The organism is Actinomadura syzygii (assembly GCF_008085905.1).
Classification (GTDB): Bacteria; Actinomycetota; Actinomycetes; order Streptosporangiales; family Streptosporangiaceae; genus Spirillospora; species Spirillospora syzygii.
Genome location: NZ_VSFF01000009.1, coordinates 210,093 through 226,299 on the forward strand (window position 1 = coordinate 210,093; position 16,207 = coordinate 226,299).

Annotated in this window: 13 protein-coding genes; 9 read left to right on the forward strand and 4 right to left on the reverse strand. The window is 75.3% G+C overall.

The window, feature by feature from the left end; translation table 11 throughout:
* Positions 1-46 precede the first annotated feature (46 nt).
* From FXF65_RS23790 to FXF65_RS23810, 5 genes are read left to right on the forward strand one after another with little or no spacing between them, the layout of a single operon-like run.
* The gene (locus FXF65_RS23790) at positions 47-1,345 is read left to right on the forward strand and encodes an SWIM zinc finger family protein (protein WP_246199039.1); all 1,299 of its coding nucleotides are present in this window, start codon (positions 47-49) and stop codon (positions 1,343-1,345) included.
* Positions 1,342-3,006, forward strand: coding sequence for a DUF5691 domain-containing protein (locus tag FXF65_RS23795; protein WP_246199040.1), 1,665 nt, complete (start codon positions 1,342-1,344; stop codon positions 3,004-3,006). Before FXF65_RS23790 ends, FXF65_RS23795 begins: the two co-directional genes overlap by 4 nt.
* On the forward strand, positions 3,003-4,088 hold the full coding sequence (locus FXF65_RS23800) for an ATP-binding protein (protein ID WP_148352234.1): 1,086 nt from the start codon (positions 3,003-3,005) through the stop codon (positions 4,086-4,088). Before FXF65_RS23795 ends, FXF65_RS23800 begins: the two co-directional genes overlap by 4 nt.
* Positions 4,085-6,346 carry a DUF5682 family protein gene (locus tag FXF65_RS23805; protein ID WP_148352235.1) on the forward strand — a complete coding sequence of 754 codons (2,262 nt, stop codon included), beginning with the start codon at positions 4,085-4,087 and terminating at the stop codon, positions 6,344-6,346. The genes FXF65_RS23800 and FXF65_RS23805 overlap by 4 nt, the downstream gene beginning before the upstream one ends.
* Complete coding sequence (locus tag FXF65_RS23810) at positions 6,343-7,506, forward strand: VWA domain-containing protein (protein ID WP_148352236.1); 1,164 nt, start codon at positions 6,343-6,345, stop codon at positions 7,504-7,506. Before FXF65_RS23805 ends, FXF65_RS23810 begins: the two co-directional genes overlap by 4 nt.
* Here FXF65_RS23810 and FXF65_RS23815 read toward each other — a convergent pair.
* Entirely contained in the window at positions 7,495-9,111 is a 1,617-nt protein-coding gene (locus tag FXF65_RS23815) for a serine/threonine-protein kinase (protein ID WP_148352237.1), read from the reverse strand. The two genes, FXF65_RS23810 and FXF65_RS23815, sit on opposite strands and share 12 nt — an antisense overlap.
* Positions 9,112-9,256: 145 nt before the next feature.
* On the opposite strand from FXF65_RS23815, the gene FXF65_RS23820 reads away from it, so the two are divergent.
* The 3 genes from FXF65_RS23820 (at position 9,257) to FXF65_RS23830 (ending at position 11,865) form a co-directional block, all read left to right on the forward strand.
* On the forward strand, positions 9,257-10,306 hold the full coding sequence (locus FXF65_RS23820) for a DUF6777 domain-containing protein (RefSeq protein WP_148352238.1): 1,050 nt from the start codon (positions 9,257-9,259) through the stop codon (positions 10,304-10,306).
* A 25-nt stretch (positions 10,307-10,331) separates the two neighbouring features.
* On the forward strand, positions 10,332-10,766 hold the full coding sequence (locus FXF65_RS23825; RefSeq protein ID WP_148352239.1) for an ArsR/SmtB family transcription factor: 435 nt from the start codon (positions 10,332-10,334) through the stop codon (positions 10,764-10,766).
* 64 nt (positions 10,767-10,830) lie between these two features.
* Entirely contained in the window at positions 10,831-11,865 is a 1,035-nt protein-coding gene (locus FXF65_RS23830; protein WP_148352240.1) for a cation diffusion facilitator family transporter, read from the forward strand.
* Positions 11,866-11,920: 55 nt separating this feature from the next.
* On the opposite strand, the gene FXF65_RS23835 is transcribed toward FXF65_RS23830, so the two are convergent.
* Complete coding sequence (locus tag FXF65_RS23835) at positions 11,921-12,808, reverse strand: amidohydrolase family protein (protein ID WP_148352241.1); 888 nt, start codon at positions 12,806-12,808, stop codon at positions 11,921-11,923.
* Between the two features lie 30 nt (positions 12,809-12,838).
* On the reverse strand, positions 12,839-13,900 hold the full coding sequence (locus FXF65_RS23840) for an alpha/beta hydrolase (protein WP_222868707.1): 1,062 nt from the start codon (positions 13,898-13,900) through the stop codon (positions 12,839-12,841).
* Positions 13,901-14,081: 181 nt separating this feature from the next.
* Between FXF65_RS23840 and FXF65_RS23845 the strand changes: the two genes are divergently transcribed.
* Entirely contained in the window at positions 14,082-15,068 is a 987-nt protein-coding gene (locus tag FXF65_RS23845) for a diacylglycerol/lipid kinase family protein (protein ID WP_148352242.1), read from the forward strand.
* A gap of 15 nt (positions 15,069-15,083) precedes the next feature.
* On the opposite strand, the gene FXF65_RS23850 is transcribed toward FXF65_RS23845, so the two are convergent.
* Positions 15,084-16,196, reverse strand: a complete 1,113-nt coding sequence (locus FXF65_RS23850) for a DmpA family aminopeptidase (protein WP_148352243.1) — start codon at positions 16,194-16,196, stop codon at positions 15,084-15,086.
* Positions 16,197-16,207: the final 11 nt, after the last annotated feature.

Below are 16,207 nucleotides of genomic sequence, written 5' to 3' on the forward strand. Positions count from 1 at the left end.
GATCGTCACGCGGGGAATGTCCGAGGGGGCGGATAGTTTCGGACGTGTGAGCGATCGATGGGAGCGGGAGCACGTGCTCGGCCTCGCGTCCGACGCCGCGTCCGCGAAGGCGGCGGGCGGCGTCGCCAGGCCCGCCAAGTGGAGCGCGACGGGCTGTGACGGCGAGGCGGTGTGGGGCGAGTGCCGGGGCAGCGGCTCGTCCGTCTACCGGACGTGCGCCGACCGGACCGAGCCCGCCTTCCGGTGCTCCTGCCCGAGCCGCAAGTTCCCCTGCAAGCACGCCCTCGGCCTGCTGTTGCTGTGGAGCGACGGCACCATCGATGAAGGGCCGCGTCCCGGATGGGCCGCCGAGTGGCTGGAGGAGCGCCGCGCCCGCGCCGACAAGGCGGCCGAGCGGCGCGTCGCGTCCGCCGCCAAGGCCCGCGACCCGCGCACGGTCGAGCGCCGCGAGCGGCGCGTCGACGACGGGCTCGCCGAGCTCGACCAGTGGCTCCGCGACCAGGTCGCGCACGGGCTCGCGCAGGCCGAGAAGGCCCCCTACCGGATGTGGGACGACGCGGCCAGGCGGCTCGTCGACGCGCAGGCGGGCGCGCTCGCGGGCCAGGTGCGGGGCTGCGCGGCGATCACCCGGCAGCCGGGCTGGCCCGGCCTGCTGCTGGAGGAGTACGCGCTGCTGCGGCTGCTCGTCCGAGCCTACCGGCGGCGCGACGAGCTGCCAGCGGGGCTGCGCGGCACCGTCCGCTCCCGGGTCGGGTTCACGGTGCCGCAGGAGGAGGTGCTCGCCGGCGGCGAGCACGTCCGCGACCTGTGGTGCGTCACGGGCGCCCGCGACACCGCGCAGGACCTGCTGACGACGCGCCGGGTCTGGCTTCTCGGTCGGCGGACGGGGCGTCCCGCGCTGGTGCTGTCGTTCGCCGCGCCGGGCACGTCGCTCGACGCGTCCCTCGTGGTGGGCACGGAGGTCGACGCCGAGCTGGCCTTCTATCCGGGGTCGCCGCCGCTGCGGGCGCTGGTCGCCGAGCGGCACGGGGCCGCCGCTCCGGGCCGTCCCGCCGGGACGTCCGTGCGGGGCTTCCTGGACGAGCACGCCGCCGCCATCGCCGACGACCCGTGGCTCGACCGCTGGCCCGCCGTGCTGGCGGGCGTCCGGCTGGCGCGGGGTGAGCGGGGCGAGCTGTTCGCGTCCGACCCGTCCGGCGACGCGCTGCCGCTCCGGCTGGGCGACCCGTGGCGGCTGCTCGCGCTGTCCGGCGGCGGACCGGTCACGCTCGCCGGGGAATGGGGCCCGCGCGGCCTGCGCCCACTCGCCGCCTGGCACGACGACGAGGGGACGGTGGTCCTGTGACCGCGCTGAACGAGAGCACGTGGAACGAACTCGTCACCGCCGCCCTGCTGGGCACCGAACGCCGCGACCCGCCGCCCCTCCCCCAGGCCCCCGGCGAGGCGGCTGCTCGGACGTCCGCCGAGGCTGCCGACGAGACCGGCGGTCGGACGTCCGGCGGGGCGACCGGCGCGACGGGGGGCGGGGTGCCCGACAAGGCGGGGCGGTTGCTCGACGCGGCGGCGGTGCTGGCGGTGCGGCGGCGGGCCGGGCTCGTTCCGTCCGGCGCGGTGCCGGAGCCGATCGCGCTCGCTCCGGAGGAGGACGTCCCCGTCGTGCCGGGCCCGGCGGCGGCGCGGCTGCGGCGGATCCTCGCGGGCGAGCAGATCCGCGTCCTGCCCGAATGGCTCGACGCCGCCGCCTCCCGCGGCTTCCGGGTTCCCGCGCAGTCGCTGCCCGACCTGCTCGAACGCGGCCGCACCGACCGGATGCTGCGGCCGCCGATCGCGCGCGCGGCGGGACGGCGGGGCGTCTGGCTCGCGCTGCAGAACACCGACTGGGCCTACCTGGTCGGCGCGGGCGACGACCCCGGCGGCGGCGCCGAGGTGTGGGAGACGGGGACGCGGAACAGGCGCGTCGCCTACCTGACCATGCTCCGCGGGTCCGACCCGGCGCGGGCGCGCGACCTGCTGCGCGGCACGTGGACCGCCGAGCCCGCGCCCGACCGGGCCGCGTTCCTCGCGACGTTCGCGCACGGCCTGTCGCTCGACGACGAGGAGTTCCTCGAAGCCGCGCTGGAGGACCGCGGCAAGGACGTCAGGCAGATCGCGTCCGACCTGCTCGCCCGCGTGCCCGCCTCCGCCTACGGGGAGCGGATGGCCGCGCGGGCGCGCGCCTGCCTCGTCCCGGAGCGGCGCTCGGCGCGCGGGCGGCGGCAGACGTGGATCCGGGTCGAGCCGCCGCGGGCCCACGACGAGGACATGGCGCGCGACGGCGTCCCGTTCCATCCGAGCGGGTCGTTCGCGCCGCGCGGCGGCGGGCGTCCGGTGGGCACGCGGGCGGCGTGGCTGCGCGAGATCCTCGCCCGCACCCCGCTCTCCACCTGGACGGACCTGTTCGGCCTCCCGCCCATGGAGATCGTCTGCCTGCCCCTCGGCGGCGGTCCCGGAGGGTCCGGCGGGTCGTCCGCGCAGAACGAGTGGGCGTCGGACGCGCGGGACGTCCACATCGGGTGGGCCCGCGCCGCCCTCGCCCAGCGCGACGCCGACTGGGCCCGCGCGCTGCTCAAGGGCGGCGTGATGGTGGACGAGCCGGAGGCCCTCGCCGACCTGCTGTCCGTCCTGCCGGAAAGCGAGCGCGACGCGGCGGCGGCCGACCTGATCCGCTGGGTGGAGGGGCAGCCCGACCTGCTGCGCGTCCTCGAACACGTGCCGGGCCCCTGGACGGGCCCGCTCGCGGCGGCGGTGCTGGCGGCGCTCGCCGCGTCGGCCGAGCGGCCGACGCGGCGCGACGAGCACCTCGTCACCCAACTCTGCCGCCTCGCCGACCTGCGGCTCGACCCGTCCGCCGCGCCCCGGCTCGACGGCCTCGCCGCCGAGCCCGACGCGGCGGTGCCGCGCGCCGTCCCCGAACTGATCGCCACCCTGCGCTTTCGCGACGAGATGCTGAAGGAGCTGAGCACGTGACCGAAGACGCCGTCCTGCGGCCGCACGCCGAGCAGGAGCACGCCGGTGAACTGGCGCGGCTGGCCGAGCACGACGACCGACCCCGCCCGCCCGGCTGGCGGCTGTCGCCGTGGGCCGTCACGACGTACCTGCTCGGCGGCGAACTGCCGGACGGCACCGCGATCAGCCCGAAGTACGTGGGGCCGCGACGGCTGATGGAGGTGGCGGTCGCGACGCTCGCCACCGACCGGGCGCTGCTGCTGCTCGGCGTGCCCGGCACGGCGAAGACGTGGGTGTCGGAGCACCTCGCGGCGGCCGTCAGCGGCGACTCGACGCTCCTCGTCCAGGGAACGGCGGGCACCGCCGAGGAGGCGATCCGCTACGGGTGGAACTACGCGCGGCTGCTCGCCGAGGGGCCGTCGGAGAAGGCCCTGGTCGAGAGCCCGGTGATGCGGGCGATGCGGAGCGGCGCGGTCGTCCGGGTCGAGGAGCTGACCCGGATGCCGTCCGACGTGCAGGACAGCCTGATCACCGTCCTGTCGGAGAAGACGCTGCCCGTCCCGGAGCTGAACACCGAGGTCCAGGCGCGCAAGGGCTTCACCGTGATCGCCACCGCGAACGACCGCGACCGGGGCGTGAACGAGCTGTCCAGCGCGCTGCGCCGCCGGTTCAACACGGTCGTGCTGCCGCTGCCGGAGACCGTCGAGGACGAGGTCGACATCGTCTCCCGCCGCGTCGACCAGATCGGCGCGGGCCTGGAGCTGCCCGAGTCCCCGGCCGGGCTGGAGGAGATCCGCCGCGTCGTGACCGTGTTCCGCGAGCTGCGGTCGGGCGTGACGGGCGACGGGCGCACCAAGCTCAAGTCCCCGAGCGGGACGCTCAGCACCGCCGAGGCGATCTCGGTCGTGACCAGCGGGCTCGCGCTCGCCGCGCACTTCGGCGACGGGGTGCTGCGCGCCGCCGACGTCGCGGGCGGGATCGTCGGCGCCGTCGTCCAGGACCCGGTCTCCGACGGCGTCGTGTGGCAGGAGTACCTGGAGGCCGTCGTCCGCGACCGGCCCGAGTGGCGCGACTTCTACCGCGCGTGCCGGGAGGTGTCTTGAGCCGAGTCGAGGTCTACGGGATCCGGCACCACGGTCCCGGCTCGGCGCGGGCGCTGCGCGGCGCCCTGGAGGAGTTCAAGCCGGACGCGGTGCTGATCGAGGGCCCGCCCGAGGCCGACCCGATCGTGGAGCTCGCGGGCGACCCGGGGATGGCGCCGCCGGTCGCGCTGCTCGCCTACGCCCCCGCCTCGTCCGCGTCCGGCCCGTCCGGCGCGTCGGGGCAGGGCTCGGAGGAGGGCGAGGACGGCCGCAAGGCCGCGTTCTGGCCGTTCGCCGAGTTCAGCCCCGAATGGCAGGCGATCAAGTACGGGCTGGGGGCGGGCGTCCCGGTCCGGTTCTGCGACCTGCCGGCGGCGCAGCAGCTCGTCCCGTCCGAGGAGGCGGAGCCCCCGCCGGACGAGGCGGACGTCCGGCTCGACCCGCTCGGCCGCCTCGCGGAGGCCGCCGGGTACGACGACGCCGAGCGCTGGTGGGACGACGTCGTCGAGCACCGCGGCGCGGGCCCGTCGCCGTTCCCCGCCATCGCGGAGGCGATGGCCGAGCTGCGCGAACGAATGGACGGGTCCCGCCACCCGCGGCGCGAGGATCAGCGCGAGGCGCACATGCGCCGGACGCTCCGCCGCACCCTCAAGGAGGGCCACGAGCGGGTCGCGGTCGTGTGCGGGGCGTGGCACGTCCCGGCGCTGACGGCGAAGGTCCCCGCCGCCCACGACGACCGGACGCTGCGCGGCCTGCCCAAGGCCAAGGTCGCGATGACCTGGGTCCCGTGGACGCACGGCCGCCTCGCCGGGCGCTCCGGATACGGCGCGGGCGTCCGCTCCCCCGGCTGGTACAGCCACCTGTTCGCGGCCGCCGACCGGCCGATCGAGCGCTGGCTGACCGCCGCCGCGCGGGTGCTCCGCGAGGAGGACCTGCACGTCTCGTCCGCGCACGTGATCGAGGCCGTCCGGCTGGCGGAGGCGCTCGCCGCGCTGCGCGGCCGCCCGCTCGCCGGGCTGGACGAGGTCACCGAGGCGACCCGGGCGGTGCTGTGCGAGGGCGCCGACCTGCCGGTCGAGCTGATCCAGCGGCGGATGGTCGTCGGGGAGCGGCTCGGCGCCGTCCCGGAGCGGACGCCGATGGTGCCGCTCCAGCGCGACCTCCAGGCCGAGCAGCGGCGGCTGCGGCTCAAGCCGTCCGCGCTCGACAAGGAGCAGGACCTCGACCTCCGCAAGCCCACCGACCTGGAGCGCAGCCGCCTGCTGCACCGCCTGCGCCTGCTGGACGTGAACTGGGGCGTCCCGTCCGACACGGGCCGGTCGAAGGGCACGTTCCGCGAGACGTGGACGCTGATGTGGCGTCCCGAGTTCGACGTCGAGCTGATCGAGGCGGGCGCGTGGGGCACGACCGTGCGCGGCGCGTCGACGGCGCGCGCGAAGGCGGTCGCCGCGCACGCCACCGCGCTCGCCGACCTCACGTCCGTGGCGGAGCGGTGCCTGCTCGCCGACCTCGGCGACGCGCTGCCCGACGTGATGCGCGCCCTCGCCGACCGGGCGGCCGTCGACACCGACGTCGCGCGGCTGATGTCCGCGCTGCCCGCACTCGTGCGGGCGCTGCGCTACGGCGACGTCCGCGGCACGTCGACGGGACCGCTCCGCACGGTGGTCGACGGGCTGATCGTCCGCGTCTGCGTGGGCCTGCCCCCTGCCGTGGCGAACCTCGACGACGACGCGGCCCGCGAATTCCTGTCCCACATCGACGCCGTGCACGGCGCGCTGGCCCTCCTCGGCGACGACGGGCACACCGAGGGCTGGCGGCGGACGCTGGAGGGCCTGCTCGCGCGTCCCGACATCCTGCACGGCCTGATCGAGGGCCGCCTCACCCGCCTGCTGCTGGACGCGGGCCGCCTCGACGACGTCCCCGACCGGATGGCGCGGGCGGTGTCGGTCGGGGCCGCGCCCGCGCGGGCGGCCGCGTGGGTGGAGGGCTTCCTGTCGGGCGGGGCGCTGCTGCTCGTCCATGACGACGACCTGCTCCGCCTCGTCGACCAGTGGGTCTCGGGGCTGCCCGCCGACTCGTTCACCGACGTCCTGCCGCTGCTGCGGCGCACCTTCGGCGCCTACGCCGCCGCCGAGCGGCGCGCCATCGGCGAGCGGCTCCGCCGCCGGGGCCGGTCGCCGTCCGGGCCGTCCCGCCCGGCGGACGACGTCGACGACGCCCGCGCGGCCGCAGCCGTCGCCACGACCCTGCACATCCTCGGCTGGACGGAGACCCGATGACCGACGAGCGGTTGCGGCGCTGGCGGCTGGTGCTCGGCGGGGAGCACGCCGACGGCACCGGCGTGACGCTGACCGGCGACGACGTCCGCATGGACGGCGCCCTGGAGAAGCTCTACGGCGCGGGCGAGGAGGGACGTCCCCGGCCGGGGCGGCGCAGCGCCGGGCTCGGCGACTCCGCGCCCTCGGTCGCGCGGTGGCTCGGCGACATCCGCGACTACTTCCCGTCGAGCGTCGTCCAGGTCATGCAGAAGGACGCGATCGAGCGCCTCGACCTCACCCGGCTGCTGCTGGAGCCGGAGATGCTCGACGCCGTCGAACCGGACGTCCACCTCGTCGGCACCCTGCTCTCGCTGAACAAGGTGCTGCCCGACCGGGCCCGCGAGTCGGCGCGGGCGGTGGTGCGCGGCGTCGTCCGCGACCTGGAGCGCAGGCTCGCCCAGCGGACCCGTTCGGCGGTCGGCGGCGCCCTCGACCGCGCCGCCCGCACGTCCCGGCCGCGCCGCCTCGCCGACGTCGACTGGAACCGGACGATCCGCGCGAACCTGCGGCACTACCTGCCCGAGCACGGCACGCTCGTCCCGGAGCGGCTGATCGGGTACGGGCGGCGGCAGCAGGCCGTCAAGCGGGACGTCGTCCTCGCCATCGACCAGAGCGGCTCGATGGCGGCGTCGGTGGTGTACGCGAGCGTGTTCGGCGCGGTGCTCGCCTCGATGCGGTCCCTGCGCACGTCGCTCGTGGTCTTCGACACCAGCGTCGTCGACCTGACCGACCAGCTCCACGACCCGGTGGAGGTGCTGTTCGGCACGCAACTCGGCGGCGGCACCGACATCAACCGCGCCGTCGCCTACTGCCAGGGTCTCGTGACACGTCCGAACGACACGGTCCTCGTGCTGATCAGCGACCTGTACGAGGGCGGGGTGCGCGAGGAGCTGCTGAGCCGCGTGGCGACGCTGACGGGTGCGGGCGTCCAGGTCGTGGTGCTGCTCGCCCTGTCGGACGAGGGCACCCCCGCCTACGACCACGAGAACGCGGCGGCGCTGGCGGCGATGGGCGTGCCCGCCTTCGCCTGCACCCCGGACGCGTTCCCCGACCTGATGGCCGCCGCGATCGAGCGCCGAGACCTCAAGCGGTGGACGGAGCGCCACGAGTCAGCGAGGTGACCGCGTCAGCCCCATGGCCAGCAGGAGGACGACCACGGCGGTCAGCACGGCGTGCCCGGTCAGCACGGGCGCCTCGACCCTGACCACCGTGCCCCACGCCGCGAACATCGCGACCCGGGCGACGCGCGCGGCCATGACCGTCAAGACGGCGGCGCGGCTGCCCCGCCAGGCCAGGATGGCCGCGACCAGCGTGACGATCGCCACCAGGACGAACGAGGAGGCCACCACCAGCAGCAGACCGCCCCGGTGCCCGTAGGTCAGCGACGGCCGGGCGATGAGCATGGCGAGTGTGAGGACGTCCACCGCGGCCAGCAGCGCGGCGAGCAGCAGCCCGACCAGCAGCGCGGGCCCCCGCCGCACCCTCCTGACCGCCACCGGCACCTGCCCGGTCCCACCCCAGGCTCCCGCCTGCCCCGAGCCTGCGGCGCTCGGTGGTTCGGGCGAAGGGGCTGGGCGGATGGGGTGCGGTTCCGGGTGGGTCGACCAGGCGTCTTGCCCGGGTGCCGCGTTACCGGGCGCGCCGGTGGGAGGGGCTGGGTGGCTTGGGCGCGAGTTCGGTTGGAGTTGCAGGGAGTTCTGTCCGGGGGCCGCGCTGCCGGGCGCGCCGGGGTGGGGCTGGGGCGGGGTGGTGCCGGGGTGTTCCCATGGGCGGGTGCCAGGGGTGTCTTGGGGGAGGCGGGCGGTGGGGTGCTGGGACGGGGCGGGCATGTGCTCGGTCGCCGTGTCCAGGCGGGCGGTGCCGGGGCGGGCGCCGTCCAGGGTGGCGGTGTCGAGGCGGGCGTGGCGTTCGCGTTCGCCCAGGAGCCAGAGGAGGACGTCCTCCGAGGTCGGGCGGGCCTTCGGGTCCTTGGCGAGGCAGGCGGCCGCGACGTCGGCGAGCGGAGCGGGCAGGACGCTCAGGTCGGGCGTCTCGTGCATGATCCGGTACATCACGGCGGGCAGCGCGCCCCCGGCGAACGGGTCGCGGCCGGTGGCGGCGAACAGCAGGGTGCTCGCCCAGGCGAACAGGTCGGTGCCGGGCCCGACGCGCCCGGCGAACTGCTCGGGCGCCATGTAGGCGGGGGTGCCGACGACCTGGCTGGTCATGGTGGCGCCCGCGTCGAACGCGCGGGCGATGCCGAAGTCGATCACGCGCGGGCCGTCCGGGCCCATCAGGACGTTCTGCGGCTTGAAGTCGCGGTGCACGACGTTCGCGCGGTGGATCGCGGTGAGCGCCGTGACCGAGCTGATCGCGAGCCGGTCGAGGTCGGCGCCGGTGCGCGGCCCCTCCTCGTGGACGAGCGCCCGCAGCGACAGCCCGGGGACGTACTCGCTGACGATGTAGGGCCGGTCGCCCGCCATGTCGGCGGCGAGCATCTGCGCCGTGCAGAACCCGGCGACGCGCTGGAGCAGCGCCAGCTCGCGGACGAACCGCTCCCGCGCGCCCGCGTCGGCGAGCAGCTGCGCGTGCAGCAGCTTGACCGCGACGCGGGACGGCCCCGTCCCCGGCTCGACGGGGCGGCCGAGGTAGACCGCGCCCTGCCCGCCGGTGCCGATCTTGCCGAGCAGCTCCCAGCCGCCGAGCCGGACGGGATCGGCGGCGGAGAGGGGAATCGGACCCGCCATTCGCACCCCCGTCGGGTCCCCGACACCGGCTCCGCGGCCGGCCGTGGAAATTCGAGCATTCCGCCGAGCACAAATCCGCTCCGCCCGGCATCAAAGAGTATAGGTTCGGCTGGCCCGAGGCGGGAGACAGCGGGAGACATGACGCATGCCTGAGATCCATTCGAGAATTGCGCGGCGCCGGAGCCGGGTCCGGTCGGCGGCGGTGGCCGCGACGGCCCTGGCGCTGGTGGCGACCGCGCTGTCCGCGTGCGGGGACGCGGGCGCCACCATCACCAGGCTGACCGTGGGAACGCCGGGCCCCGACCCGTACACGCTGGTGGCCAACACCGACAAGACGGACGTCAAGCACCGGCCCCAGGCGGGCGGGACGAAGACCGGCGACTCCCCCGGCCTCTACGGCGGGACGCGCCAGACGTCCACCTGCGACCAGCAGAAGCTGGTCGCGTTCCTGCAGGCCAACCCGGACAAGGCGAAAGCGTGGGCGGCCGTGCAGGGCATCCCGGTGAGCGACATCCCGCGGTACGTGTCGCGGCTGACGCCGGTCCTGCTGCGCACCGACACGCTGGTCACGAACCACGGGTACCACGACGGGAGGGCGACGGCCGCGCCCGCCGTCCTCCAGGCCGGAATGGGCGTTTTGATCAATGGTTACGGAGTGCCCACGGTCAAGTGCAATTGCGGAAATCCGCTGACCCGTCCGAAGGAAAAGATCTCTTCCGGCAAGGTGTCCTATACTGGCCGATCCTGGTCGGGATTCACGAAGCGGAATGTGACGGAGATCCAGCCCCGGGATTCGCGGAAGGGCACGATCGAGAGCTTCGTCCTCGTCGACCCGGAGGCGACGATGGGGTTCGAGCGGCCGCGCGCCACCGAGGGCGAGTCGGACGGGCCGCCCACCGAGCTGCCGGCCACGGAGACCGAGGTCCCGACGAGCGACTCGCCCGCGCCGACCGACTCCGGACTGGACTCGCCGACCGTCGATTCGCCGGGTCCGGAGTCGCCCGGGACCGAGTCGCCGGGCACGGAGACGCCGAGCCCCGAGGTGTCGTCGGGCTCGCCGGGCGTCCCGTCCGAGAATCCGGGTACGGGCGGCGGGGACCCGGGCACGGGCGGCGGGATCGAGCAGCCCGGCGGCACCACGCAGGGCCCGATGTCGCTGCCGCCGTCCGAGGAGCCCGCCCCGACGGTCTCCTGAGCGAGCCTGGAGTATATTTGCTCGTATGAGCAGTGCTTCAGATATCGCCCCCGACGCCTCGGGCGTCACCGCCGCGGCGGCGCCGGAGGCCGTCGCGGCGGACGCGTGCGCGGTCCGCGTCGTCGACCCCGCGAAGGTCGCCCTGGTCACGGCCGCGCTCCCGGCCGGGGAGACGATCAACGAGCTGGCGCAGGTGTTCGGGCTGCTGTCCGACCCCGGGCGGCTCCGGGTGATCATCGCGCTGCTCGAAGGCGGCGAGATGTGCGTGTGCGACATCGCCGCGTCCTGCGGGCACTCGGAGTCGGCGGTCTCGCACGCGCTGCGGCTGCTGCGCGCCAACCGGGTCGTGCGGGTCCGCCGGTCCGGCCGGATGGCCTACTACCGGCTGGACGACTCGCACGTCCGGATGCTGCTCGACCTCGCCCTCACCCACGTCGGCCACGGGGAGGACTCCCGATGACCGGAGCGAGGCGGCGGTCACCGGCGGCCTTCACGAGGGCCGTCCCCCGGAAGGGCGGGGCCTCGTGACCGGGGCGCGGCAGGCCGAAGCCGGGCAGCACGGCCAGGGCCATGGCCACGGGCATGGTCACGGCCATGGGCATGCCGTCTCGCCGACCGCCGACCGGCGGCTGCTCGGCGGCGCGCTCGCGCTGATCGTCGTCTACATGGCGGGCGAGGTCGTGATCGGCGTCGTCGCCGGGTCGCTGGCGCTGATCACCGACTCGGCGCACATGATGACCGACGCGTTCGCGATCGCGCTGGCGCTGGTCGCGATGCGCATCGCGGCGCGCCCGCCGAAGGGCGGCTACACCTACGGCCTGCGCCGCGCCGAGATCCTGTCCGCGCAGCTCAACGGGCTGACGCTGATCCTGCTCACCGTCTACTTCCTGTACGAGGGCGTCCGGCGGCTGATCGAGCCGCCCGAGGTGCACGGCCAGTTCGTGTTCTGGACGGCCCTCGCCGGCATCGCCGTCAACGTCGCTGCGACCATGCTGATCAGCCGGGCCGACCGGCGCAGCCTGAACGTCGAGGGCGCGTTCCAGCACATCCTGAACGACCTGTTCGCGTTCATCTCCACGGCGGTGGCCGGGCTCGTCGTGTGGACGACCGGCTTCGCCCGCGCCGACGCGATCGCCTCGTTGGTGGTGGCGGCGCTGATGCTCAAGGCCGGGTACGGGCTGCTCCGGGACGCGGGCCGCGTCCTGATGGAGGCCGCGCCCGCCGGGATCGACCCGTCCGAGCTCGGCGGCAGGCTCGCCGGACGGCCCTGCGTCGAGGAGGTGCACGACCTGCACGTGTGGGAGGTCAGCTCCGGCTATCCGGCGCTGTCGGCGCACGTGCTCGTCGACGCCGGGGGCGACTGCCACGCCGTCCGGCGCGACCTCCAGGAGCTGCTGCGCGCCTCGTACGGGATCACCCACACCACGCTGGAGGTCGACCACGTCGGCGCGGCGGCGGGCGGCGGGCACGTCCACTGCGACGACGCGCACGGCCCGCGCCACGTGGCGGACGGCGACGACCCGCACGAGCACGCGGGCGGCGCGCCCTGCGACCACTGACCCACCCCGCCGACATGCCCCGCGACCACTGAGCGGCCACTGAGCGGCCGGGTGGTCAGGCCAGGCCGAACAGGCGGGCGGGGCCGTGCCAGCAGACGGCGCGGAGCCAGTCGTCGCCGAGGCCGAGCGCGGCCAGCGACTCCAGTTGGTGCGCGTACTCGTACGGGATGTTCGGGAAGTCGGTGCCGAGCAGGACGCGCCCGGCCAGGCCGAGGTCGCGGAGCCGGGGCATCAGCGCGTCCGGGAACGGCGCCAGCGCGGCGAACCTCGTGAAGATCATCGTCGTGTCGAGACAGACGCGCTCGTACCGGTCGGCGAGCGCGAAGAACCCCTCGAACTCGGGCGCGCCGAGGTGCGCGACGATCGCGGTGAGCCGCGGATGCCGGGCGAGGACCTCGCCGAACGGCCCTGGCCCGGTGTACCCGTTGGCGACCGGCCCCGACCCGGCGTGGACGAGGGCGGGCACCCCGGCGTCGGCGAGCGTCCCCCACACCGGGTCCAGTTCCTTGGCGCGCGGGTCGAACCCGCCGACCTGGAGGTGGACCTTGAAGACGCGGGCGCCCGCGTCGACGGCCCGCGCGGCGTAGTCCTCGACGCCGGGCTCGGGGAAGAACGTCGCCGTCTGGACGCACTCCGGGACGCGGGCGGCGAACCCGGCCGCCCACTCGTTCAGCGACTCCGCCATCCCCGGCCGGTGCGGGTACAGCAGCGACGGGAACGCGCGGACGCCGAGGCCGCGCAGCAACGCGAGCCGCTCCTCCTCCGAGTCGCGGTAGCGGATGGGCCACTCGGTGCCGATCAGCGGACCGGCCTCGTCGAAGTAGCCCCACACCGCGCTCATCAGCCGCTGCGGCATGAAGTGGACGTGCGCGTCGATGAGGCCCGGCAGCCCGAGCCCCTGCCAGAATGCCGGGACGGCCGAATCAGAACGAGGTTCTACCACGCCCCCGACCCTAGCCGCCGAGCGGACAAGTCAGACGATCTCCGCCAGCAGGGCGGGCAGCGCGGCGCGCAGCTCGCGCCGCCAGTACGGCCACGTGTGGGTGCCGCGGTAGAAGTGCGTCGAGACCGGGAGGCCGATCTTCCGCAGCTTGCCCGCGAACTCCTGCGACACGGTGTGGACGAGCCGCTCCACCGGATCGCCGCCCGAGCGCCCGCGCGCGCGATCGTACGCGCCGGGCACGCCGTCGCCCGCGCTCACGTGGACGCGGACGCCCGTCAGCCGGTCGGCCAGGTCGTACGGGTTGTGCTGCCGCCAGACGACGCGCTGCTCGCCGGGGTCGCCCCAGACGTCCGTCCAGTCGAGGGACGGCGCGCCGGTCGCGACGCCCAGCTCGACGAGGTCGGCGACGTCGAGCCCGGACGGGTCGCGGTACAGCGTGTGGAGGGGCCCGCTGAACGAGGCCGCCGCTCGGAACAGGCCGCGGTGCCGGGCCGCGTAGGCGAGGGCGCCGAGCCCGCCCATCGCGTTCCCGGCGACGGCGCGGTCGGGCCCGGCGCGGTAGCCGCGCTCCAGGATCTGCCTGAGCTCGGCGAGGTGGAACGTCTCCCAGCGCGGGCCGCCGCCGTCGCCGCCGTTCCACCAGTCGGTGTAGGTGCCGGACGGGCCGCCGTCCGGCATGACGACGATCACGTCGGCGTCCTCGGTCAGCTCCTCGATGTCGGTGTGGTCGCTCCAGGCGGTGTGGCGGTCCGGCCCGGCGAGGGCGCCGTGCAGCAGCCAGAGGACCGGCCAGGTGCGGGCCGCGTCCCGCGACCAGTGCCGGGGCAGCAGCAGCCGGACGTGCGCGACCCTGCCCAGCGCGGGCGAGCGCACCGCCAGGTCGAGGACGCGGCGCCGCGGCCGCCGCTCGCCGACCACGGCCGCGCCGTCGTCGGCGGGCGCGGGCCACAGCGGCGCGCCGCCCGGTGCGATCGAGGTGGCCATCGAGGTGGTCAGGGACGCGGCCACGCAGGCGGTGAGCCCGGCCACCCCCATCATGAGTCCCGCTTCCGCCAAGGCGCGCAGCCGCATCGTCCCGTCCCGGTGGCTCATGGAAAGTGCGTCACCGGTAATGCTCCCCGCTTAGGGCCGTGTTTCAACGGCGCGTATCGGGTTTATGAAATATCGGTCTGGAGATCCTCGTTCACCTCCCTTGTAGGGTGACGCGGACGAGGTGGCCGGGCGAGACGGCTGGACGGGGAGGGCAGTGCGGCCCGGAACACGGAGCGGTGAGATGCGGAGCAAGCCGGAACTGGAGTCGGCGATCGCGGCCGGCGGGCGCGCCGCGCTGGTGATCAACTCGCGGTCCCGGCGGGGGCGCAAGCTGTACGGCCGGGCGCGCCGCCTGCTGCGCGAGTCGGGGATCGACTTCGTGCACGTGTTCCCGGTGACCGACCCGTCCCGGCTGCGCGAGCTGTTCGCTGACGTCCTCGCCCTGGAGCCCGACCTCGTCGTCGTCGGCGGCGGGGACGGCACGGTCGCCGAGGCGGTCGGGCACCTCGCGCACCGCGACATCGCGCTCGGCGTGCTGCCGCTCGGCACCACCAACAACTTCGCGCGGAGCCTGGAGCTGCCGCTCGACCTGCCCGGCGCGATCCGCACCCTCGCGGTCGGCACGCCCGACGGCGGCAAGGTCGCGGACGTCGACGTCGGCTGGTTCGAGAGCACCGGCGACCCGCAGGGCGAGGGGCCGGGCGCCGACCGCGAGCACATCTTCGCCAACATGGTGAGCCTGGGCGTGTCGGTGCAGGTCGCCGAGCACGTCCCGCACGCGCTGAAGCGGATCGTCGGACGTCCCGCGTACGCGCTGACGGCGGCCCGCATCCTGCCCCGGCACAGCGCGTTCACCGCCCGGATCACGATCGACGGCGAGACCCACGAGCTCGTCACGCACCAGCTCAACGTCGCGAACGGCGCGCACCACAGCGGGCAGCGCATCGCCCGCGACGCGAGCCCCGACGACCGGCTCCTCGCCGTCTACCGGCTGGGCGACGAGCGGCGGCTGCGGCTGGCGTCGGCGACGGCGCGGCACGTCCTCACCGGCCCGTGGCGGTCGCTCGAGGAGGACGCGTTCCTCACCACCGACCACGTGGAGATCGAGACCGACCCGCCGATGCGGGTGGACGTGGACGGCGAGGTCCGCGGCCGGACCCCGGTGTCGATCAAGATCCGCGGCAACGCGCTGCGCGTGATCGTCCCGCGTACGTTCGTCGACACCTGAGCCCCGCTTCGAGCCCTACTTCAGGACGCCGCGGGCGGTCAGCAGGTCGCGGAGCCGGTCGTGCGGGAGGGCCGGGGAGCGGTGGCCGTCCCGCCCGGTCATGGCGCGGGCGACGAGCAGCGCGTTCAGTACGGCCTCCTCGACGGTCTGCACGACGGCCTCGAAGAACGGGTCGATCTGGTTCCACTGGACGAACGTCATCGTGTCGTAGCCCGGCTCGGGGTCGGGGAAGCCGCCGCTGATCGCGCCCGGGTTGGCGTTGGAGAAGGCGAGGAAGACGTCGCCGGACGAGTGCTGCCCGTAGGTGCCCGTCCGGGCGAGGCCCAGCGGGACGCGGCGGGCGAGGGCGGCGCACTGGCCGGGGAGCAGCGGCGCGTCCGTCCCGATGACGACGATGACCGAGCCCGCTCCGGCGGGGGCGAGCCAGTCGGTGTCCTCGATCGGGTTGTCGTCCGCCAGGTCGGTGCCGAGCGGGACGCCGCACACCGCGAGCTGGCCGCGCGACCCGAAGTTGGCCTGGACGAACGCCCCGACCGTGTAGGCGTCCGAGCCGTAGGCGACGACGCGCGAGGACGTCCCGCTGCCGCCCTTGTACGAGTAGCAGTTCATGCCCGTCCCGCCGCCGACGGAGCCCTCCTCGACGGGACCCGGGCGTGCCGCGTCGATCGCGGCGACGGCGTGCTCGGGCCGGACGTGGTCGCCGCCGACGTCGTTGAGGTAGCCGTCCCAGGTCTCGGCGACGACGGGCAGCATCCACTCGCGGTGCTCGGGGTGCTCGCGGCGCGTCCAGTCGATCGCGCCGCGGTGGCAGGCGCCGACCGCGTGCGTGTTGGTGACGAGGACGGGCAGGCTCAGCGCGCCGGTCTCGGCGATCCAGTGCGAGCCGGTCATCTCGCCGTTGCCGTTGAGCGCGTGGATCCCGGCGGCGCACGGGTCGAGGACGCCGTCCCGGCCGCGCGGCAGCAGCGCGGTCACGCCCGTGCGGACGGGCCCGGCGCCGGGCCGGAGCGGACCGTCGCCGCTGATCAGCGTGGTGTAGCCGACCTCGACGCCGGGGACGTCGGTGATCGCGTTGTGCGGTCCGGGCGTGCCTGGCAGCGGCAGTCCGAACGAGCGGGCACGGGTCATCGCTTCCCTCC

Bases quoted from the DNA above. Each gene is read 5' to 3' on its own strand.
- FXF65_RS23810 (WP_148352236.1), top strand. From the start codon at position 6,343: ATGACCGACGAGCGGTTGCGGCGCTGGCGGCTGGTGCTCGGCGGGGAG.
- FXF65_RS23815 (WP_148352237.1), bottom strand. From the start codon at position 9,111: ATGGCGGGTCCGATTCCCCTCTCCGCCGCCGATCCCGTCCGGCTCGGC.
- FXF65_RS23820 (WP_148352238.1), top strand. From the start codon at position 9,257: ATGCCTGAGATCCATTCGAGAATTGCGCGGCGCCGGAGCCGGGTCCGG.
- FXF65_RS23825 (WP_148352239.1), top strand. From the start codon at position 10,332: ATGAGCAGTGCTTCAGATATCGCCCCCGACGCCTCGGGCGTCACCGCC.
- FXF65_RS23840 (WP_222868707.1), bottom strand. From the start codon at position 13,900: ATGAGCCACCGGGACGGGACGATGCGGCTGCGCGCCTTGGCGGAAGCG.
- FXF65_RS23845 (WP_148352242.1), top strand. From the start codon at position 14,082: ATGCGGAGCAAGCCGGAACTGGAGTCGGCGATCGCGGCCGGCGGGCGC.
- FXF65_RS23850 (WP_148352243.1), bottom strand. From the start codon at position 16,196: ATGACCCGTGCCCGCTCGTTCGGACTGCCGCTGCCAGGCACGCCCGGA.